18 protein-coding genes are annotated in these 19,796 nt (G+C 58.9%); 3 read left to right on the forward strand and 15 right to left on the reverse strand.

What is annotated here, in order from left to right:
• The 3 genes from folP to rlmE form a co-directional block, all read right to left on the reverse strand.
• The gene (folP, locus tag AC1Q9F_RS09320; protein ID WP_207984999.1) at positions 1 to 852 is read right to left on the reverse strand and encodes a dihydropteroate synthase; all 852 of its coding nucleotides are present in this window, start codon (positions 850 to 852) and stop codon (positions 1 to 3) included.
• A gap of 8 nt (positions 853 to 860) precedes the next feature.
• Complete coding sequence (ftsH, locus tag AC1Q9F_RS09325; RefSeq protein ID WP_207984998.1) at positions 861 to 2,768, reverse strand: ATP-dependent zinc metalloprotease FtsH; 1,908 nt, start codon at positions 2,766 to 2,768, stop codon at positions 861 to 863.
• Between the two features lie 202 nt (positions 2,769 to 2,970).
• On the reverse strand, positions 2,971 to 3,600 hold the full coding sequence (rlmE, locus tag AC1Q9F_RS09330) for a 23S rRNA (uridine(2552)-2'-O)-methyltransferase RlmE (RefSeq protein ID WP_007953751.1): 630 nt from the start codon (positions 3,598 to 3,600) through the stop codon (positions 2,971 to 2,973).
• A gap of 101 nt (positions 3,601 to 3,701) precedes the next feature.
• Between rlmE and AC1Q9F_RS09335 the strand changes: the two genes are divergently transcribed.
• Complete coding sequence (locus AC1Q9F_RS09335; protein ID WP_011332401.1) at positions 3,702 to 4,010, forward strand: YhbY family RNA-binding protein; 309 nt, start codon at positions 3,702 to 3,704, stop codon at positions 4,008 to 4,010.
• A 9-nt stretch (positions 4,011 to 4,019) separates the two neighbouring features.
• On the opposite strand, the gene AC1Q9F_RS09340 is transcribed toward AC1Q9F_RS09335, so the two are convergent.
• From AC1Q9F_RS09340 to grpE, 8 genes are all read right to left on the reverse strand, one after another.
• Positions 4,020 to 4,424 (reverse strand): hypothetical protein, encoded by a 405-nt coding sequence (locus tag AC1Q9F_RS09340; protein ID WP_007953755.1) that lies wholly within the window; start codon positions 4,422 to 4,424, stop codon positions 4,020 to 4,022.
• A 28-nt stretch (positions 4,425 to 4,452) separates the two neighbouring features.
• On the reverse strand, positions 4,453 to 4,929 hold the full coding sequence (gene greA / locus AC1Q9F_RS09345) for a transcription elongation factor GreA (protein ID WP_492619497.1): 477 nt from the start codon (positions 4,927 to 4,929) through the stop codon (positions 4,453 to 4,455).
• The gene (carB, locus tag AC1Q9F_RS09350) at positions 4,926 to 8,147 is read right to left on the reverse strand and encodes a carbamoyl-phosphate synthase large subunit (RefSeq protein ID WP_492619496.1); all 3,222 of its coding nucleotides are present in this window, start codon (positions 8,145 to 8,147) and stop codon (positions 4,926 to 4,928) included. The genes greA and carB overlap by 4 nt, the downstream gene beginning before the upstream one ends.
• A gap of 126 nt (positions 8,148 to 8,273) precedes the next feature.
• Positions 8,274 to 9,410 carry a glutamine-hydrolyzing carbamoyl-phosphate synthase small subunit gene (gene carA / locus AC1Q9F_RS09355; RefSeq protein ID WP_007953761.1) on the reverse strand — a complete coding sequence of 379 codons (1,137 nt, stop codon included), beginning with the start codon at positions 9,408 to 9,410 and terminating at the stop codon, positions 8,274 to 8,276.
• A gap of 256 nt (positions 9,411 to 9,666) precedes the next feature.
• Positions 9,667 to 10,473, reverse strand: a complete 807-nt coding sequence (dapB, locus tag AC1Q9F_RS09360; RefSeq protein WP_011332397.1) for a 4-hydroxy-tetrahydrodipicolinate reductase — start codon at positions 10,471 to 10,473, stop codon at positions 9,667 to 9,669.
• A gap of 9 nt (positions 10,474 to 10,482) precedes the next feature.
• Positions 10,483 to 11,607 (reverse strand): molecular chaperone DnaJ, encoded by a 1,125-nt coding sequence (gene dnaJ / locus AC1Q9F_RS09365; protein WP_007953765.1) that lies wholly within the window; start codon positions 11,605 to 11,607, stop codon positions 10,483 to 10,485.
• Positions 11,608 to 11,904: 297 nt separating this feature from the next.
• Entirely contained in the window at positions 11,905 to 13,821 is a 1,917-nt protein-coding gene (dnaK, locus tag AC1Q9F_RS09370) for a molecular chaperone DnaK (protein WP_492619495.1), read from the reverse strand.
• 102 nt (positions 13,822 to 13,923) lie between these two features.
• Complete coding sequence (gene grpE, locus AC1Q9F_RS09375) at positions 13,924 to 14,493, reverse strand: nucleotide exchange factor GrpE (RefSeq protein ID WP_262194645.1); 570 nt, start codon at positions 14,491 to 14,493, stop codon at positions 13,924 to 13,926.
• A 240-nt stretch (positions 14,494 to 14,733) separates the two neighbouring features.
• Between grpE and recN the strand changes: the two genes are divergently transcribed.
• Entirely contained in the window at positions 14,734 to 16,407 is a 1,674-nt protein-coding gene (gene recN / locus AC1Q9F_RS09380; RefSeq protein WP_085608031.1) for a DNA repair protein RecN, read from the forward strand.
• A 75-nt stretch (positions 16,408 to 16,482) separates the two neighbouring features.
• Here recN and fur read toward each other — a convergent pair whose 3' ends face one another.
• Entirely contained in the window at positions 16,483 to 16,887 is a 405-nt protein-coding gene (gene fur / locus AC1Q9F_RS09385) for a ferric iron uptake transcriptional regulator (protein WP_007953774.1), read from the reverse strand.
• 97 nt (positions 16,888 to 16,984) lie between these two features.
• Between fur and AC1Q9F_RS09390 the strand changes: the two genes are divergently transcribed.
• On the forward strand, positions 16,985 to 17,512 hold the full coding sequence (locus AC1Q9F_RS09390; protein ID WP_179692684.1) for an outer membrane protein assembly factor BamE: 528 nt from the start codon (positions 16,985 to 16,987) through the stop codon (positions 17,510 to 17,512).
• A 61-nt stretch (positions 17,513 to 17,573) separates the two neighbouring features.
• Here AC1Q9F_RS09390 and AC1Q9F_RS09395 read toward each other — a convergent pair whose 3' ends face one another.
• Genes AC1Q9F_RS09395 through AC1Q9F_RS09405 form a run of 3 tightly spaced genes read right to left on the reverse strand, consistent with a single transcriptional unit; the run spans position 17,574 to position 19,726 of the window.
• The gene (locus tag AC1Q9F_RS09395; RefSeq protein ID WP_492619494.1) at positions 17,574 to 17,888 is read right to left on the reverse strand and encodes an RnfH family protein; all 315 of its coding nucleotides are present in this window, start codon (positions 17,886 to 17,888) and stop codon (positions 17,574 to 17,576) included.
• Positions 17,881 to 18,315, reverse strand: coding sequence for a type II toxin-antitoxin system RatA family toxin (locus AC1Q9F_RS09400; RefSeq protein WP_016986510.1), 435 nt, complete (start codon positions 18,313 to 18,315; stop codon positions 17,881 to 17,883). The genes AC1Q9F_RS09395 and AC1Q9F_RS09400 overlap by 8 nt, the downstream gene beginning before the upstream one ends.
• A gap of 7 nt (positions 18,316 to 18,322) precedes the next feature.
• A complete protein-coding gene (locus AC1Q9F_RS09405; protein WP_492619493.1) occupies positions 18,323 to 19,726 on the reverse strand; it encodes a sodium-dependent transporter in 1,404 nt (467 codons plus the stop codon).
• Positions 19,727 to 19,796: the final 70 nt, after the last annotated feature.

Consider the following 19,796-nt stretch of genomic DNA (forward strand, 5'->3'; position numbering starts at 1 on the left):
TTATTCGGCTGATTCCACGGCCGCGAGCATTCGCACCACGTCCACCGTTTCCGCCACATCATGGACGCGCAATATACGCGCTCCTTTCACCGACGCCAGTGCAGCCAGTGCCAAACCACCGTATAGACGCTCACCCACCGGGCGATTCAATGCATGACCGATCATGCTTTTGCGCGAAACGCCCACCAACAGTGGCCGCCCCAGCGCATGCAAGGCTTCCATATGCTTGAACAAGCTTAGATTGTGCTGCAGGGTTTTGGCGAAGCCGAAGCCCGGATCAAGAATGATCCGCTCAGCCGGAATACCTGCCAACTCACACTGAGTCATGCGCTCGGCGAGAAATTCACCCACTTCCCGGGTGACATCCTGATAACGCGGATCGTCCTGCATGTCGCCAGGCTCACCGAGCATATGCATGAGACACACGGGCAATCCCGTGGCAGCAGCAGCATCCAACGCGCCATCCCGCCGCAGCGAACGAACGTCGTTGATCAAACCAGCACCCAACCGCGCAGTTTCGCGCATGACCGCCGGGGTAGATGTATCGACGGATATGACCACATCCAGTTCGCGATTGATCAGCTCCACGACGGGAGCGACACGCTCCAGTTCCTCCAACGGAGAAACAGCCCGCGCACCAGGCCGGGTCGACTCGCCGCCCACGTCGATCAGCGTCGCACCCGCCGCAACCATGGCTTCGGCATGACGCAAAGCCGCATCGAGCTGACTGTATCGGCCACCGTCGGAAAAGGAATCGGGAGTGACATTGAGGATACCCATGACATGTGTCTGGGCCAAATCAAGAACCCGGTTGCCGCAAGGCAACCGGGTCAGGGACTGTACAGAAGTCATTTCAAACCTTAAACGTCGGCAGCCGGACCGCCAATCGGTGCTTCCGGACGCTCGCCCTGAATGACAGGAGGCGTGCCAGTTCCGGTACCGCCCGACCAGTCGCGAGGCTCGCGAGGTGTACGACCGGCCATGATGTCGTCGATCTGCTCGGCATCGATCGTCTCGTATTTCATCAGGGCATCCGCCATGGCATCGAGCTTGTCACGGTTGTCCGTGAGGATCTGCTTGGCGGTGCCGTAGCACTGATCGATGATGCTGCGCACTTCGGAGTCGATCAGCTTCGCTGTCTCACCGGAGAAGCTTGCATTCTGACCGCCACCACCGCGACCGAGGAATACTTCACCCTCTTCTTCAGCGTACATCAACGGACCGAGTTTTTCCGACAAGCCCCACTTGGTCACCATGTTTCGCGCAATCTGACTCGCACGCATGATGTCGTTGGAGGCACCCGTGGTCACACCGTCAAAGCCCAACGTCATCTCTTCAGCAATACGGCCGCCGTACAGCGAGCAGATCTGACTGATCAACGCACGCTTGGACAGACTGTAGCGATCTTCTTCCGGCAGGAACATGGTCACACCCAACGCACGACCGCGCGGGATGATCGACACTTTGTAGACCGGATCATGCTCGGGCACGACACGACCAACAATAGCGTGGCCTGCTTCGTGATAAGCGGTGTTCTGCTTTTCCTTCTCGGACATGACCATGGATTTGCGCTCGGCGCCCATCATGATCTTGTCTTTGGCCAGTTCGAATTCCTTCATCTCGACGATGCGCTTGCCGGCACGGGCAGCGAACAGCGATGCCTCGTTGACCAGGTTCGCCAGATCGGCACCGGAGAAGCCCGGAGTACCGCGCGCGATAACGGCCGGAGCAACGTCGTCACCCATTGGCACTTTACGCATGTGAACCTTGAGGATTTGCTCGCGACCACGGATGTCCGGCAGACCGACCACCACCTGACGGTCGAAACGACCAGGACGCAGCAAAGCAGGGTCCAGCACGTCAGGACGGTTGGTCGCGGCGATGACGATGATGCCGTCATTCATTTCGAAACCGTCCATCTCGACCAACAACTGGTTGAGAGTCTGTTCGCGCTCGTCGTGACCGCCGCCCATGCCAGCACCACGATGGCGACCAACGGCGTCGATCTCGTCGATGAAGATAATGCACGGAGCGTGTTTCTTGGCCTGTTCGAACATGTCACGAACGCGGCTGGCACCGACACCGACGAACATTTCAACAAAGTCGGAACCGGAAATGGTGAAGAACGGCACCTTGGCTTCGCCGGCAATCGCCTTGGCCAGCAAGGTTTTACCGGTACCCGGAGGACCGACCATCAGCACGCCGCGAGGAATGCGGCCGCCCAGGCGCTGGAATTTGCCCGGATCACGGAGGAACTCGACCAGTTCGCCCACTTCTTCCTTGGCTTCGTCGCAACCGGCAACGTCAGCCAGGGTGGTTTTCACCTGATCTTCAGACAGCAGACGCGCCTTGCTCTTGCCAAAGCTCATCGGCCCGCCCTTGCCGCCCGCGCCGCCCTGCATCTGGCGCATGAAGAACATGAACACCGCGATGATCACCAGGATCGGGAAGCTGGCTACCAGAAGCTGGGTCCAGATGCTTTGCTGCTCAGGCTGCTTGCCTTCGACTACAACGTGGTTGTCGACCAAGTCGCCGATCAGGCCATTGTCCTGGATTGCCGGACGAATGGTCTTGAAGCTGTCGCCATCGTTGCGTTTGCCGGTAATCACGTAGCCGTCGACGGCCACGCGCTCGACCTTGCCATCCTTGACCTGCTGGATGAAGTCGGAATAGTTGAGGGTCTGCGGCTCGTTAGGGCTGGAGAAGTTGTTCATCACCGTCACCAGGACAGCCGCGATGATCAACCACAGGATCAGATTCTTTGCCATATCGTTCAATTAACTACCCTCTGAAGCAAGCTCCGCTACTGGCGCGCGCTTCGCATGATATTCACCGGCCTAACTTACTACATTACCTACAGCTCTGGCAGGCGCCGTCTGTAACCCTTTGTGAAACACTTTCTACACAATATTCGCTTATGCGCGCGGGGCGAAATACGAAAAACCTATCACCCCGCCAAAAAACCTCGTTTTACTCGCTACGACCGCGGTAGCCCCAAGCCAGCATGTACTGCTCGCGAGAGCTGCCACGAGAGGAGTCCGGCTTGATCATCTGGATCTTGTCGAACTTCTTGCGAGCGTCCTTCAGGTAAACATCAAACCCCTCACCCTGAAAAATCTTGATCACGAAATTGCCACCCGGCTTGAGTATCCGCTCCGCCAGATCAAGCGCCAGCTCGCAAAGAAACATGGCTTTGGGCATGTCCACTTCAGGCGTACCACTCATATTGGGGGCCATATCGGAAATCACAAGGTCCACCTGCGAATTACCCACGGCCTCAAGGATCTGAGCGAGCACTGCATCCTCGGTGAAGTCACCCTGAATGAAGGTCACATCCGGAATGCTGTCCATTTCCAGGATGTCCGAGGCGATCAGTCGCCCCTGACCACCGATCAGCCGGCTGGTGACCTGCGACCAGCCGCCAGGCGCCGCGCCCAGGTCGACGACGTTCATGCCCGGACGGATCAGTTTGTATTTCTCCTGGATCTCCAGAAGCTTGTAACTCGCACGCGAGCGGTAGCCATCCTTCTGCGCTTGCTTCACATAGGGATCATTGACATGTCTTTTCAGCCAACCAAGGCTTGTCTTGGAACGCGCCATTGGGCACCTCGTTGATTAGGGTCGTGATTAATTGGGCGGATCCACGAGCCCTCGGGTAAAATGGCCGCCATTTTACAGAATCCAGACGAAAGGGTCAGATTATGCCGCTCACTCCAGAGCAGAAGAAACAGTACAAATCCATTGGCCACCACCTGAAACCGGTTCTGACTGTGGCTGACAACGGTTTGACTGAGGGTGTTTTAGCCGAACTCGAACGCGCATTGGCGGATCACGAGCTGATCAAGATCAAGCTCAACATCCTCGATCGCGAGGCGCGCCTGGCGTCCGTTGCAGAGCTGTGCAAGGTCGGCAAGGCCGATCTGGTTCAAGTCATCGGCAAAATGGCACTGATTTACCGCAAGAACTTCAGCGTCAACAAGCAGCTGTCGAACGTCCATCGCTTCAAGTGATGGCAAGGGTCAAGGGTGTGCTTCGCGCACCCTGCCACTCCATCCCGGCACCGGCTGCAATACCAGCACCAACCCGGAAAAACCCAACACAAGAAAGCTGAACACCTGCCAGCGCTGCGCATCCGGCCAGCCGACACGCACAGCGACGAACATCGCACACGCATACAACGCCATCAGCAACACCTGCCCGCGAAAATCCCGCCATAGACTGGCAAGGCCCTCGGCCTGTACCAGCACCAAAGCCTGAAATATCACGCACGCGACGGCAAAACCTACCACCGCCACTTCAAACGTACTTGCAACTTCGTCGATCAGCAGCGGAGCCAGGCCAATTTGACCCAGCACCGGCCGCAGACCGAGATGTACCAGCCACAGGCCACCGACCCACAACATCTGGGCCAGTTGCCAGAGCATCGCGCCCGCATGCAGCGGGCGCCCACCCTCAGATGTGACGGACTTCGACAATCTCGTACTCGATATCGCCACCTGGCGTTTTCACGACGACCGAATCGCCCTCTTCCTTGGCAATCAAGGCGCGAGCGATCGGCGAGCCGACCGAAATCTTGCCGAGTTTGATGTCCGCCTCATCCTCACCCACGATCTGGTAAGTGACGCTTTCATCAGTCTCGACGTTGGCGATTTCGACGGTGGTACCGAAAATCACTTTGCCGGTGTGCGGAATGGTCGTCACGTCGATGATCACAGCGTTCTGCAGGCGACCTTCGATATCACGGATCCGCGCCTCGACCATACCCTGCTGTTCGCGCGCGGCATGGTATTCAGCGTTTTCTTTCAAGTCACCCAACTCGCGGGCCGTACCGATGTCCTGGCTAAGCTTCGGACGAACGACCTTGGTCAGGTGAGCATGCTCTTCTTCCAGGGCCTTGGAGCCCTGGACGGTCATTGGGTATTTATTCATGCCTTCAATCCTGCGTGTAGATCCTGCAAGCGGCGCACGGTCTTCTCGGGACCGAACTTCAGCGCTTCACAGATAGCTTCGCCAGCAGCAATGGTGGTGGTGCAGTAAATCTTGTGCTGCAAGGCGTTACGGCGAATGGAATAGGAATCGGCGATCGACTGGCGACCTTCGGTGGTGTTGATGATCAGGGTGACTTCGTCATTCTTGATCATGTCGACCACGTGCGGACGACCCTCGGTCACCTTGTTCACGCGACGCACTTTCAGACCTGCGGCTTCGATCAGCTTGGCAGTGCCGGCAGTGGCGACGACTTCGAAGCCCAAGTTGATCAGATCACGAGCCACGCCTGCAACCAGTGGCTTGTCATCGTCGCGCACGCTGATGAATGCGGTACCGCCGGTCGGCAGCACTTCGCTGGCGCCCATCTGGGCTTTGGCAAAGGCTTCGCCGAAGGTGTCGCCGACGCCCATCACTTCGCCGGTGGACTTCATCTCTGGGCCGAGGATCGGGTCAACGCCAGGGAACTTGGCGAACGGGAATACCGCCTCTTTCACGCTGTAGAAGTTCGGGATGATTTCCTTGGTGAAGCCGATTTCCTTCAGGGTTTTACCGGCCATCACGCGGGCCGCGATCATCGCCAGGGAAACACCGATGCACTTCGACACGAACGGTACGGTACGGGAAGCACGCGGGTTGACTTCGATGACGTAGATGTCTTCGCCTTGCAGCGCCAACTGAACGTTCATCAGGCCGACCACGCCCAGTTCCAGGGCCATTTTCTTGACCTGTTCACGCATCTCGTCCTGGATGTGCGCCGGCAGCGAGTACGGCGGCAGCGAGCACGCGGAGTCACCGGAGTGAACGCCCGCCTGTTCGATGTGCTGCATGATCGCGCCGATTACTACGTCCTTGCCGTCGCAGACCGCATCCACGTCCATCTCGATGGCGCAGTTGAGGAAGTGGTCGAGCAGCACCGGGCTGTCGTTCGACACTTGCACCGCGTCACGCAGGTAACGCTTGAGTTCTTCTTCCTTGTAGACGATTTCCATCGCCCGGCCGCCCAGTACATAGGACGGACGCACCACCAGCGGGTAACCGATCTTCGCGGCAGCACGAACAGCTTCGTCTTCGCTGCGCACGGTGGCGTTTGGCGGCTGACGCAGGTTCAGGCGCTCAACCATTTGCTGGAAGCGCTCACGGTCTTCGGCACGGTCGATGGCGTCAGGGCTGGTGCCGATGATCGGCACGCCGGCTGCTTCCAGGGCGCGAGCCAGTTTCAGAGGAGTCTGGCCACCGTACTGGACGATCACGCCTTTCGGCTTCTCGACGCGGCAGATTTCCAGCACGTCTTCCAGGGTCACTGGTTCAAAGTACAGGCGATCGGACGTGTCGTAGTCAGTGGAAACGGTTTCCGGGTTGCAGTTGACCATGATGGTCTCGTAACCGTCATCGCGCAGCGCCAGTGCCGCGTGTACGCAGCAGTAGTCGAACTCGATGCCCTGACCGATACGGTTCGGGCCACCGCCGAGGATGATGATTTTGTCGCGACCGGACGACGCAGCTTCGCACTCTTCCTCGTAGGTCGAGTACAGGTAGGCGGTGTCGGTGGCGAACTCGGCCGCGCAGGTGTCGACGCGCTTGTAGACCGGGAACACTTCCAGCTTGTGGCGGTGAGTGCGCAGGTTCTTCTCGGTGACGCCCAGCAGCTTGGCCAGACGCTGGTCGGAGAAACCTTTGCGCTTGAGCTTGTACATCAGATCGCGGTCGATAGCGGACAGACCGAGGGTCTTGACCTTCTCTTCGTCCTTGATCAGATCTTCGATCTGCACCAGGAACCACGGATCGATCATGTTCATGCCGAAGATTTCTTCGACGGTCATGCCGGCGCGGAAAGCGTCCGCCACGTACCAGATACGCTCGGCGCCCGGCACGGTCAGCTCGCGCTTGAGCACGCTCATGCTTTCCGGGTTGCTCAGGTCGACTTTCTCGTCCAGACCGCAAACGCCCACTTCCAGACCGCGCAGGGCTTTCTGCAGGGATTCCTGGAAAGTACGACCGATGGCCATGACTTCACCGACCGACTTCATCTGAGTGGTCAGGCGCGCGTCAGCGTTGGCGAACTTCTCGAAGGCGAAGCGCGGCAGCTTGGTCACGACGTAGTCGATGGACGGCTCGAAGGACGCCGGGGTACGGCCGCCGGTGATGTCGTTCTGCAGTTCGTCGAGGGTGTAACCGACGGCCAGCTTGGCCGCGATCTTGGCGATCGGGAAGCCGGTGGCTTTCGAGGCCAGAGCCGACGAGCGCGATACGCGCGGGTTCATTTCGATCACGACCATGCGACCAGTGTCCGGGCAGATACCGAACTGAACGTTGGAACCGCCGGTCTCGACGCCGATCTCGCGCAGTACCGCCAGCGAGGCGTTACGCAGGATCTGGTATTCCTTGTCGGTCAGGGTCTGAGCCGGGGCAACAGTGATCGAGTCACCGGTGTGCACGCCCATCGGGTCGAAGTTTTCGATCGAGCAGACGATGATGCAGTTGTCCTTTTTGTCGCGGACAACTTCCATTTCATATTCTTTCCAGCCGATCAGCGATTCGTCGATCAGCAGTTCCTTGGTTGGCGACAGGTCCAGACCACGGGCGCAGATTTCTTCGAACTCTTCACGGTTGTAAGCGATACCGCCACCGGTGCCGCCCATAGTGAAGGACGGACGGATGATGCACGGGAAGCCCAGGCGCTCGAGCACCGCGTTGGCTTCTTCCATGCTGTGGGCGATACCGGAACGCGGGCATTCCAGGCCGATGGCTTTCATCGCCTTGTCGAAACGCGAGCGGTCTTCAGCCTTGTCGATGGTGTCGGCGTTGGCGCCGATCATCTCTACGCCGAACTTCTCCAGAACGCCTTCGCGCTCCAGGTCCAGGGCGCAGTTCAGAGCAGTCTGGCCGCCCATGGTTGGCAGCACGGCATCCGGACGCTCTTTTTCGATGATCTTGGCAACGGTCTGCCACTTGATCGGCTCGATGTAGGTGGCGTCGGCCATGTCCGGGTCGGTCATGATGGTGGCCGGGTTGGAGTTCACCAGGATGACGCGGTAACCCTCTTCGCGCAGGGCTTTACAGGCCTGGGCGCCGGAGTAGTCGAATTCGCAGGCCTGGCCGATAACGATCGGGCCAGCGCCGAGAATCAGGATGCTTTTAATGTCTGTACGTTTTGGCATGGGTTTGTCACTCAAATCCGCAGGTCAGTCGGCAAGCCGTCTTGATCGATTTCTGAAGTCCCGAGGGGGCCGCCGGATCCGGGGCCGCCCTCGAGGGGCTTCTCGCTACAGTCTCAAGGCGAGCGCTTAGCGTCGCTTGGCCATCTCGTTGATGAAGCGGTCAAACAGAGGGGCCACATCGTTCGGGCCCGGGCTCGCTTCAGGGTGACCCTGGAAGCTGAACGCGCTCTTGTCGGTGCGCTCGATACCTTGCAGGGTGCCGTCGAACAGCGATTTGTGGATCGCGCGGACGTTGGCTGGCAGGGTTTCTTCGTCAACCGCGAAACCGTGGTTCTGGCTGGTGATCATCACGACGCCCGTGTCCAGATCCTGAACCGGGTGGTTGGCACCGTGGTGGCCGTGGCCCATTTTCAGGGTCTTGGCGCCGGAGGCCAAAGCCAGCAGTTGGTGACCGAGGCAGATGCCGAAGACCGGAATTTCGGTTTCCAGTACTTCCTTGATCGCCTTGATCGCGTAGTCGCAAGGCTCCGGATCACCAGGGCCGTTGGACAGGAACACGCCGTCCGGTTTCAGAGCCAGCACGTCGGCAGCCGGAGTTTGCGCTGGAACGACAGTGACGCGGCAGCCGCGCTCGACCAGCATGCGCAGGATGTTGACCTTGACGCCGTAGTCGTAGGCAACCACGTGGTATGGCAGCTCGGACGCTTCAATGGTCGCGTGGCTGTCGGTTTTCAGATCCCAGACAGTGGAACGCCATTCGTATTGGGTCTTGGTGCTGACGACTTTCGCCAGGTCCATGCCTTTCAGGCCCGGGAAGCCTTGCGCCGCGGCGATGGCCGCTTCTTCGGAGATGTTGTCGCCGGCCATGATGCAGCCGTTCTGTGCGCCTTTTTCACGCAGGATGCGGGTCAGGCGGCGGGTGTCGATACCGGCGATCGCCACAACGTTGTTGGCTTTCAGGTAATCGGACAGGGACATCGTGTTACGCCAGTTGCTCGCTACCAGCGGCAGGTCACGGATGACCAGACCAGCGGACCAGACGCGATCGGACTCTGCATCTTCCGGCGTGGTGCCGGTGTTGCCGATGTGCGGGTAAGTCAGGGTAACGATCTGTTGGGCGTAGGAAGGATCGGTAAGGATTTCCTGATAGCCGGTCATTGCGGTGTTGAACACCACCTCACCAACGGTCTGACCGTCGGCTCCAATGGCTTCGCCGCGAAAAATGCTGCCATCAGCAAGGGCGAGTATGGCTGGCTTAGTCAAGAAGACCTCCCGTAAATAACGCATGAAAGGGCAATCGCAGGTTGTAAAAAAGCGGAGTGACGTATGGACACGTCACCCCGCTTCTTCACTGAATTATTCTGCGCGCTTTTAGTGGACACACTAAAGCTGTAGCTTACAGAAAAAGGGATTTTTGGTCTACCGCCAATGAGGCCGAAAGGCCGGAGAATGCGACAGGGCGTCGCTCGGCGGAGCAAAACCGGCACAAACAGGGCGTTTGCGCCGGCTTCAGAACATCTCAATGCAGGCCGAGCACGTCCTGCATGTCGTACAAACCAGGCTCACGAGCATCCAGCCACAACGCCGCACGCACCGCACCCTTGGCAAACGTCATGCGACTCGAAGCCTTGTGCGTGATCTCCAGGCGCTCGCCCTCGCAGGCAAACAGCACCGTGTGATCACCCACCACATCACCACCACGAACAGTGGCGAAACCGATGGTTTCACGCTCCCGGGCACCAGTGTGGCCTTCACGACCATAGACCGCGACTTTCTGCAGATCACGATCCAGTGCATTGGCGATCACTTCACCCATGCGCAGGGCCGTACCCGACGGCGCATCGATCTTGTGCCGGTGATGGGCTTCGATGATTTCGATGTCCGCATCTTCCGCCAACACCCGCGCCGCCATGTCGAGCAGCTTCAGCGACAGGTTGACGCCGACACTGAAGTTGGCGGCGAAGACGATCGGAATATCCTTGCCCGCCTCGGCCAGCAGCTGCTTCTGCGCAGCGTCCAACCCGGTCGTGCCGATCACCATCGCCTTGCCGGCCTTGCGGCAGAAGGCCAGGTTTTTCAGCATGACTTCCGGCAGGGTGAAGTCGATCAACACATCGAACTCTTCCGCCACCGATTCCAGATTCCCGGACAGCGGCACGCCGATTCGACCGAGCGAAGCCAGCTCACCGGCATCCACCCCGATCAGCGTACTGCCAGGGCGGACAATCGCGGCCGTCAGACCGGTCAGCGGCGCGCGTTGCTGCACCGCCTCGACCAGAATCTTGCCCATGCGCCCGGCAGCGCCCATCACAGCTATACGTCGCATGCCGACTCCTTACAGATCGCCGAAGAAGCGTTTCACACCGTCGAACCAACCGGTGGTTTTCGGGGAGTGACTGTTGTCGTCTGCCAGGGAGCTGCGGAACTCTTCCAGCAGCTCACGCTGACGACGGTTCAGATTGACCGGCGTCTCGACGGCCACACGGCACATCAGGTCGCCCGCACCACCGCCACGCACTGGCGCAACGCCTTTGCCGCGTACGCGGAACTGCTTGCCGGTCTGAGTTCCTTCCGGAATCTTCAGTTTGACGCGACCGTCGAGGGTCGGAATTTCCAGCTCGCCGCCCAGGGCTGCGTCGACGAAGCTGATCGGCACTTCGCAGAACAGGTGTTTGCCGTCACGCTGGAAGATGTCGTGCTCGCGAACGTTGATAACCACATACAGGTCGCCGGTCGGGCCACCTTGAGTGCCCGCTTCGCCTTCGCCGGACAGACGAATGCGGTCGCCAGTATCGACACCGGCCGGCACTTTGACGGAGAGGGTTTTGTACTCTTCAACGCGACCGTCACCGTGGCAGGAGTCGCACGGGTCGGAGATGATCTTGCCCTGGCCATGGCAGCGCGGGCAGGTCTGCTGCACCGAGAAGAAGCCTTGCTGCATGCGCACCTGGCCGATGCCGCCGCAAGTCGGGCAAGTCGAAGGCGACGAGCCTTTCTTCGCGCCCGAACCATCGCAAGGCTTGCAGTTGACCAGTGTCGGAACGCGGATATTCACGGTCGTGCCGCGCACCGCTTCTTCCAGATTCAGCTCCAGCGTGTAGCGCAAATCGCTGCCACGCTGGGCGCCGCCACGGGAACCGCCGCGACCGCCACCGAAGAAGTCACTGAAGACATCGCCGAAGATGTCGGAGAAGTTCTGACCGCCGAAGCCTGCACCGCCGCCACCCATGCTCGGATCGACGCCGGCATGACCGTACTGGTCGTACGCTGCACGCTTGCTGGAATCGGACAGCACTTCGTAGGCTTCGTTGGCCTCTTTGAACAGCTCTTCCGACGCTTTGTCATCGGGATTACGGTCCGGGTGATGCTTCATCGCCAGACGGCGATAGGCCTTTTTCAGGTCTGCTTCGCTTGAGCCGCGCTCAACACCCAACACTTCGTAATAGTCACGCTTAGCCATAAGTTCTTCATACTCTTGAGGATGTTCGGCAAACCCCTCCTGAGCTTCGCCAAACTCGTTGAGCCCCAATACAGGCCCGGACCCAACTCACGTCAATTCAACGATCCTGGTCTTTGGTTCATGCGGCACTTTCAGCTCGAAAAGCAGGAGCATTTCCGGCCATGCCACCAACACGCGAAGCTTGTCGCATGCTGTAAAAATTCGCGTATTCCAGATACGCCAACGCGGGAGCAAGCTCCCGCGCGGCGACATCCTACCAGTCAGTGCCCAAAGGCAGTCAACCGGCCGACCAACAACTTACTTGTGGTCTTTGACTTCTTCGAACTCGGCATCGACAACATCGTCAGCCTTTTCAGTTTTCTCGTCGTGCGGTGCCGCGCCTTCAGCAGGCTGAGCCTGTTCGGCGTACATCTTCTGGGCAACCGGCGCAGAGACTTTCGACAGTTCTTCGACCTTGGCTTCGATGGCAGCCTTGTCGTCGCCTTTGACGGCAGCTTCCAGGGCAACCACGGCCGCTTCGATTGCAGTCTTCTCTTCTGCAGTCACTTTGTCGCCAGCGTCAGCGATCATCTTGCGAGTCGAGTGAACCAGTGCATCACCCTGGTTACGGGCAGCGGCCAGCTCTTCGAACTTGCGGTCTTCCTCGGCGTTGGCCTCGGCGTCACGCACCATGCGCTCGATTTCTTCGTCGGACAGACCGGAGTTGGCCTTGATCACGATCGACTGGGTCTTGCCGGTAGCCTTGTCCTTCGCACCTACGTGCAGGATGCCGTTGGCGTCGATGTCGAAGGTCACTTCGATCTGCGGCACGCCACGTGGAGCTGGTGGAATGTCAGCCAGGTCGAACTTGCCCAAAGACTTGTTCTGTGCGGCTTGCTTGCGCTCGCCTTGCAGGACGTGAATGGTCACGGCGCCCTGGTTGTCGTCGGCAGTCGAGAACACTTGCGATTTCTTGGTAGGAATCGTGGTGTTTTTCTCGATCAGCGCGGTCATCACGCCACCCATGGTTTCGATACCCAGGGTCAGCGGGCTGACGTCGAGCAGCAGAACGTCTTTCACGTCACCGGCCAGAACGGCGCCCTGGATAGCAGCACCCATGGCAACGGCTTCGTCCGGGTTCACATCTTTACGTGCTTCTTTACCGAAGAAATCGGTAACTAGCTTCTGAACCAGCGGCATACGGGTCTGACCGCCGACCAGGATCACGTCGTTGATCGCGCCAACATCCAGACCTGCGTCTTTCATGGCGATGCGGCAAGGTTCGATGGTGCGCTGAACCAGGTCTTCAACCAGAGCTTCGAGCTTGGCACGCGAGATCTTCACGTTCAGGTGCTTAGGACCGGTGGCGTCTGCAGTGATGTACGGCAGGTTCACGTCGGTCGACTGAGCGGACGACAGCTCGATCTTGGCTTTCTCGGCAGCTTCTTTCAGACGCTGCATCGCCAGCGGGTCACCCTTGAGGTTCATGCCGCTTTCTTTCTTGAATTCGTCGACGAGGTAGTCGATCAGACGAATGTCGAAGTCTTCACCACCCAGGAACGTGTCACCGTTGGTGGCCAACACTTCGAACTGGTGCTCGCCGTCAACTTCAGCGATCTCGATCACGGATACGTCGAAAGTACCGCCACCCAGGTCATAAACGATCACGGTGTGATCGCCCTTGGCCTTGTCCATACCGTAAGCCAGAGCAGCTGCGGTCGGTTCGTTGATGATACGTTTTACGTCCAGACCCGCGATGCGGCCGGCGTCTTTGGTCGCCTGACGCTGGCTGTCGTTGAAGTAGGCCGGAACGGTGATCACCGCTTCGGTCACTGCTTCGCCGAGGTAGTCTTCGGCGGTCTTCTTCATCTTCTTCAGAATTTCAGCCGAGATTTGTGGCGGAGCCATTTTCTGGCCGTTCACTTCAACCCAGGCGTCACCGTTGTCAGCCTTGGCGATCTTGTAAGGAACCATCTGAATGTCTTTCTGTACCACTTCTTCTTCGAAGCGGCGACCGATCAGACGCTTTACCGCGTACAGGGTGTTGTGCGGGTTGGTCACTGCCTGACGCTTGGCGGACTGGCCGACCAGGATTTCGCCATCGTTGGCGTAAGCGATGATCGATGGCGTGGTACGCGCGCCTTCGGCGTTTTCAATAACTTTGGCTACGCCGTTTTCAAGAATGGAGACGCAGGAGTTGGTAGTCCCCAGGTCGATACCGATAATTTTGCCCATGTTCACTCTCCCGAAACTTTGGATTTGGTTGCCGCAGTGGTTGTGGCCAACTGCGGTAGCACTTAAACGCTTGACTTCTAAATGGGGGCCTTGCGGCTAATTTCAAGCCTTCTCGTCAATCGAAGGCGAAACTGGCGCCGGCGCCTTGCTGACCACGACCATCGCCGGGCGCAGCAGGCGACCGTTGAGCTGGTAGCCCTTCTGGAATACCTTCAGAACGCTGTTCGGCTCAAGGTCTGCACTTTCCTGCATGGCCATTGCCTGATGTTCCACGGCGTTGAACGGCTCGCCTTCCTGCGGACTTACAGCGACAAGCTGATAGCGCGCGAGGGTGTCGTGAAACATTTTCAGGGTCAGCTCGATGCCTTCACGCATCGGACGGATGCTCTCGTCATCCGGGTTCGACAGCTCGAGGCCGCGCTCCAGGCTGTCGACGATCGGCAGCAGGTCGCCGGCGAATTTTTCCAGCGCAAACTTGTGCGCCTTCTCGACATCCTGCTCGGCACGGCGGCGGACGTTCTGCAGATCGGCAGCTACGCGCAGCGATTGATCCTGCGCGGCGGCCAATTGCTCTTCGAGCACTTGTACACGGGTCGCCAGGTCATCACCCGAGGTCTCGGGCGCCTGATTGGCTTCTGGATTTTGCGTATCTACTGTCTGTTCGTCAGCCATAGAATTCTCCTTTCAATATCGTCCGCGAGTTCGATTCGCGCTTCTGCCCCGGTATATGGGGCCGCAAATTCAGGCTTCAAGGGCTGACAACGATTAACCCTACAAAAAAGTGCTGCATTGCCATTCCCGAACGCGATAAGCATTTGATCGGATCATCCACATCGAGCTAAGCGTGGGCATTGTCAGCCCGAAACAAAACACTGTATAAATAACCAGACCTGAAGCCTGGGAGCGGCCTTTATGCTGGTGCACCTGTCCGTACACAACTACGCCATCGTTGAACATCTCGATCTCGAACTCGATCGCGGCATGAGCGTGATTACCGGGGAAACCGGCGCCGGCAAGTCGATCATGCTCGACGCCCTGGGCCTGACCCTTGGCGATCGCGCCGACAGCGGCGTGGTTAGACCGGGCGCCGACAAGGCCGATATCCTGGCGACCTTCGATCTGGCCGACATCCCCGAGGCCAGCGCCTGGCTGGCGGAACGCGACCTGGAAATCGACGGCCCGTGCATCCTGCGCCGGGTCATCACTTCCGAAGGTCGCTCGCGTGGCTATATAAATGGCACGCCCTGCCCGCTCGGCGATCTCAAGGCGCTCGGCGAGCTGCTGATCGACATCCACAGCCAGCACGAACACCAATCCCTGCTCAAGACCGACACACACCGGCGCCTGCTCGACGAGTACGCCGGGGCCACCGATCTGGCGCGGCAGGTGCATCTGGCCGCCCAGCGCTGGCGCCAGACCCGTCAGGAGCTGGAACGGCTTTCCAATTCCGGCGACGAACAGCGCGCGCGCCATCAACTGCTCAGCTACCAGCTCGAAGAACTGGAAAACCTCGGCCTCGGTGAAAACGAGCTGGAAGAACTGGAGCAGGAACACAAGAACCTGACCAATGCCGAAACCCTGCTCGGTATCTGCCGACAAGTGGTCGAGCAATGCAGTGAAAGCGATTCCGGCAACGTGTTGAATGCCCTGACGGCCAGCCTCAACCGGCTGTCGAGCGTGAACAATTCGGTGGGTGCGCTGGGTGAGGCAAGTAGCCTGCTGACCAGTGCGCAGATCCAGGTCGAAGAAGCCGTCGGCGAACTCAATCGTTTTCTCGACAATTTCGACGCCGATCCGGCGCGCCTGCAATACTTGGAAGAACGTCTGGACTCCATCTACACGCTGGCACGCAAACACCGCATTCAGCCGACGGAAGTGGCGGAGATGCAGCAGAAGCTGCTCGACGAAATCGAAGCCCTCGACGCCAACGATGAATCCATCGAACGCCTCGCCGAAGAACTGGCGTCCTATGCCCGCCACTATCAGGAAAAGGCCCGGGAGCTGAGCGAGCTGCGTCATCAGGCAGCCGGCAGCCTGGCAAGCGCGGTGGAGCAGGAGATTCAACGCCTGGGCATGCCCGGCGGTCGCTTCACCATCGAATTGCGCGCCAACAACAGCAGCGAACTGCAACCCAATGGCCTGGAGCAAGTCGAGCTGCTGGTCAGCGCCAACCCGGGTCAACCACTGAAGGCCCTGGCCAAAGTGGCGTCCGGCGGTGAACTGTCACGGATCAGCCTGGCCATCCAGGTGATTACCGCCCAGACCTCTCGCGTACCGACGCTGGTGTTCGACGAAGTGGACGTGGGGATTGGCGGTCCGACGGCCGAAATCGTCGGTCAGTTGCTGCGTCGCCTCGGGGATCGCGGACAGGTACTGACAGTCACGCACTTGCCGCAAGTCGCGGCTCAGGGGCATCAGCATCTGTTCGTGCACAAGGTACGAGGCGAGCAGGCGACTCACACGGCCGTTTCGAAGCTGAGCAAGAATGACCGCATTGAAGAAGTCGCGAGGATGCTCGGCGGCATCGACCTGACCAAGGAATCTCTGGCGCACGCGAAAAAGATGGTGGTTACCGCAAAGGTTTAAGCACCGCAGAAAGCACGAAGGCGACCCTTGGGTCGCCTTCGCTCGTTTCGCGAACCTGAAATTCGCGCGACATGCTTACTTTTTCTTGCGTACGTACAGCACCAGGTTGTGATCCACCAACTCGACACCGTGCTCCTCGGCGATTGCCTTCTGGAGTTTTTCGATTTCGGTGCTGACGAATTCGATGACCTCACCGGATTCCACGTTGACCATATGGTCGTGGTGGCCACCGTCGGCCAATTCGAATACAGCGTGGCCGCCGTCGAAGTTGTGACGGACCACGAGGCCAGCCGCTTCGAACTGGGTCAGAACACGGTAAACCGTGGCCAGACCGACGTCCTCGCCAGCTTCCATCAACGCCTTGTAGACGTCCTCGGCACTCATGTGACGCTGCTCTGTAGAGTCGAGCATTTGCAGGATTTTGACCCGTGGCAGGGTCACTTTGAGGCCGGCTTTGCGTAGTTCGCTATTTTCAACCATGGTCAGCTTTCTCGCGATGCTGCTTCGCAGCTTCTCTTAATGCGGGTATGATCGGCGTTTACGTTGTCCCAGCCAAGATAGTGGAAGTCGCCCACCGATGCAAAACACCAAGCTCTTGCTAACCAGTTTCACCTTTGTGGGACTGCTCGCACTCGCCGGTTGTTCATTCCCCGGGGTTTACAAAATCGACATCCAGCAGGGCAATGTCGTCACGCAGGACATGATAGACCAGTTACGCCCGGGAATGACCCGGCCGCAAGTACGGTTTATCATGGGCAACCCCCTGCTTGTCGACACGTTCCATGCCAACCGCTGGGATTATCTGTACAGCCTGCAACCTGGTGGCGGTGAACGCCAGCAGGAACGCATGAGTGTCATTTTCGACTCGAATGACCAGCTTGTCAGCCTGTCCGGTGACTTCATGCCGGGCGTCAGTCGTGACGAAGCCATTCTCGGCAAGGACAGTGGCACCAGCGTGACCGCCCCTGCTGAAAACGTCGAGCAGCCGAAACCGGAAAAACCGGCCAAGCCAGGCTCCTTGCTGGATCAGATCCAGAAGGACGTCGATGGTGTGGAAACCGTTCCGGTTCCAACGCCAGAACCGCTGGACACCTCGCCGCAATAATTTGCGACGTAATAAAAAACCCGGAAATTCCGGGTTTTTTATTGCCTGCCGCTTGGCCAGCCTACTGATTTCGCGCCTTGGCTTCGGCAGCTTTGGCGGCACGCAGACGGCGCACTTCTTTCGGATCAGCCAACAGTGGCCGATAGATTTCGATGCGATCGCCTTCCTGAACCTGTCGGGTATCCGGATCAGCAATCACTTTGCCAAAGATCCCCAAAGGACAGCCCTTCAGATCCAGCCCCGGAAATTCAGCATCAATCCCGGACGCCATCAGCGCCGCACGCACTGCCGTACCCTCGGCAACGCTGATTACACGCAACACCTGACGATCAACGGCGGCATACACCACTTCGATTTCAATCACCGGCTCAACCATGCATCTGTTTGGCACGCTGGCAGAACGCATCCACCAGCGTATTGGCCGCCTGATTGAACAAAGGACCGAGCGTCGCACGGACCAGCGGCCCGGCATAGTCGAAGGACAGATCCAGACTGATCTTGCAGGCTTTCTCGTTCAAGACCTTGAACACCCAGACGCCGTGCAGCTGATTGAAAGGACCTTCCTCCAGATTCATCTCAATCGACTGCCCCGGCACCAGCGTATTGCGCGTCACGAAGTGCTGGCTGAGGCCGCCCTTGGCCACGCCTACACTGGCGCGCATATGTTCAGGCGAGCTTTCCAGGACTTCAGCAGACGAGCACCACGGCAAAAACTCGGGGTAACGCGCCACGTCATTGACCAGGTCGTAGAGAAATTGCGCCGGGTAAGGCAGCAGCGCCGATCGTTGAATATGTGTCGTCATGTAAGCGTCACTTCCAAAGCTGGGCGGCAAACACTACAAGAATGCCGATGGGCGCCACATAGCGCATCAAGAACAGAGACAGGGCGAACAGCGCCGGGCTGCGAATCGACAATTCGTCACGCACCGCCTCACGCCCCATCACCCAACCGGCAAACAGCACGAAGCACAGCCCGCCGAGCGGCAACATGATCCGCGAGGTGAAGAAGTCGATCACACCAAAGAAGTCCAGACCACCGGCCGCACCCCATTGGTAGAGATGGAACACCCCGCCATCGTTCACGAAAAATTTGGCTTCCTTCCAGATATTGAAGGAAAACACCGTGCCCAGGCCGACGAACCAGCAGGTGAACGCCAACCAGAATGTCACACAGGCACGACTGATTTTAGTCCGCTCGACCAGATAGGCGACCATCGGCTCCAGCAGGGAAATCGCCGAGCTCCAGGCCGCAATGGCCACCAGAACAAAGAACACCACGCCCATCAACTGGCCGAAAAGCACGTTACCGAAAGCAAATGGCAGACTGACGAACATCAGCCCCGGGCCTTCGCTCGGGTTCAAACCACCGGCGAACACAATCGGAAACAAGGCCAGACCGGCCACCAGCGAAACGAAGGTATCCAGCAGCGCCACACCGACCACCGTGCCGGACAGCGAAGCTTCCTTGGTCATGTAGGCGCCGTAGATCATGATCGAGCCCACACCCACGCTCAGCGAAAAGAACGCGTGGCCCATGGCCGGCAGCAAGCCGTCGAGGACTTTTTCCGGGTGGAAGTCGAACATGAAGTGCACGCCTTCCATGAAATGCCCGGTGGTCATGCTGTAACCCAGCAACACCAGCACCATCACGAACAGCAACGGCATCATGATCCGCAGGCTGCGCTCGAGCCCGGCAACCACGCCTTTGGCGATTACTACGGCCGACAACAGCATGAAAACCGTGTGCCACAGCGTGATGCGCCACGGATCGGCGATGACATTACCGAAGTACGCCCCGACCTGATCGGCCGTCGCGCCCTGGAAGTCCCCGCGCCCCATATCAATGATGTAATCCAGCGACCAGCCGCCGACCACACTGTAGAAAGACAGGATCAGCAGCGCCGTAATCATCCCGGCGAACGCACCCCACGACCACTTGCCCGAGTGCCCGGCCTCCAGCGCCAGCACCTTCAGGGCATTCGCCGGACTCTGACGGGCACGGCGGCCGATCAGGGTTTCGGCGAGCATCACCGGAATGCCGATCAGCGCGATACACGCCAGAAACATCAGCACGAAGGCGCCGCCACCGTAGACCCCGACCATGTAGGGGAATTTCCAGATGCTGCCCAATCCCACGGCCGAACCGGTCGCGGCGAATATGAAAACCCAGCGGCTAGCCCAACTGCCGTGGACAGAAACCTTGTCTGTCGACATCGTTTATCACGCCCAAGCGTTAGAAAAAGAGGCCGCATTGTCCGGGATTCACTCAACCTGCTCAAGCACG

The organism is Pseudomonas sp. GW823-FHT04A03, from assembly GCF_058796615.1.

Coding starts and splice junctions, on each gene's coding strand:
- folP (WP_207984999.1), bottom strand. CDS start 852: ATGACTTCTGTACAGTCCCTGACCCGGTTGCCTTGCGGCAACCGGGTT.
- ftsH (WP_207984998.1), bottom strand. CDS start 2,768: ATGGCAAAGAATCTGATCCTGTGGTTGATCATCGCGGCTGTCCTGGTG.
- rlmE (WP_007953751.1), bottom strand. CDS start 3,600: ATGGCGCGTTCCAAGACAAGCCTTGGTTGGCTGAAAAGACATGTCAAT.
- AC1Q9F_RS09335 (WP_011332401.1), top strand. CDS start 3,702: ATGCCGCTCACTCCAGAGCAGAAGAAACAGTACAAATCCATTGGCCAC.
- AC1Q9F_RS09340 (WP_007953755.1), bottom strand. CDS start 4,424: ATGCTCTGGCAACTGGCCCAGATGTTGTGGGTCGGTGGCCTGTGGCTG.
- greA (WP_492619497.1), bottom strand. CDS start 4,929: ATGAATAAATACCCAATGACCGTCCAGGGCTCCAAGGCCCTGGAAGAA.
- carB (WP_492619496.1), bottom strand. CDS start 8,147: ATGCCAAAACGTACAGACATTAAAAGCATCCTGATTCTCGGCGCTGGC.
- dapB (WP_011332397.1), bottom strand. CDS start 10,473: ATGCGACGTATAGCTGTGATGGGCGCTGCCGGGCGCATGGGCAAGATT.
- dnaJ (WP_007953765.1), bottom strand. CDS start 11,607: ATGGCTAAGCGTGACTATTACGAAGTGTTGGGTGTTGAGCGCGGCTCA.
- dnaK (WP_492619495.1), bottom strand. CDS start 13,821: ATGGGCAAAATTATCGGTATCGACCTGGGGACTACCAACTCCTGCGTC.
- grpE (WP_262194645.1), bottom strand. CDS start 14,493: ATGGCTGACGAACAGACAGTAGATACGCAAAATCCAGAAGCCAATCAG.
- recN (WP_085608031.1), top strand. CDS start 14,734: ATGCTGGTGCACCTGTCCGTACACAACTACGCCATCGTTGAACATCTC.
- fur (WP_007953774.1), bottom strand. CDS start 16,887: ATGGTTGAAAATAGCGAACTACGCAAAGCCGGCCTCAAAGTGACCCTG.
- AC1Q9F_RS09390 (WP_179692684.1), top strand. CDS start 16,985: ATGCAAAACACCAAGCTCTTGCTAACCAGTTTCACCTTTGTGGGACTG.
- AC1Q9F_RS09395 (WP_492619494.1), bottom strand. CDS start 17,888: ATGGTTGAGCCGGTGATTGAAATCGAAGTGGTGTATGCCGCCGTTGAT.
- AC1Q9F_RS09400 (WP_016986510.1), bottom strand. CDS start 18,315: ATGACGACACATATTCAACGATCGGCGCTGCTGCCTTACCCGGCGCAA.
- AC1Q9F_RS09405 (WP_492619493.1), bottom strand. CDS start 19,726: ATGTCGACAGACAAGGTTTCTGTCCACGGCAGTTGGGCTAGCCGCTGG.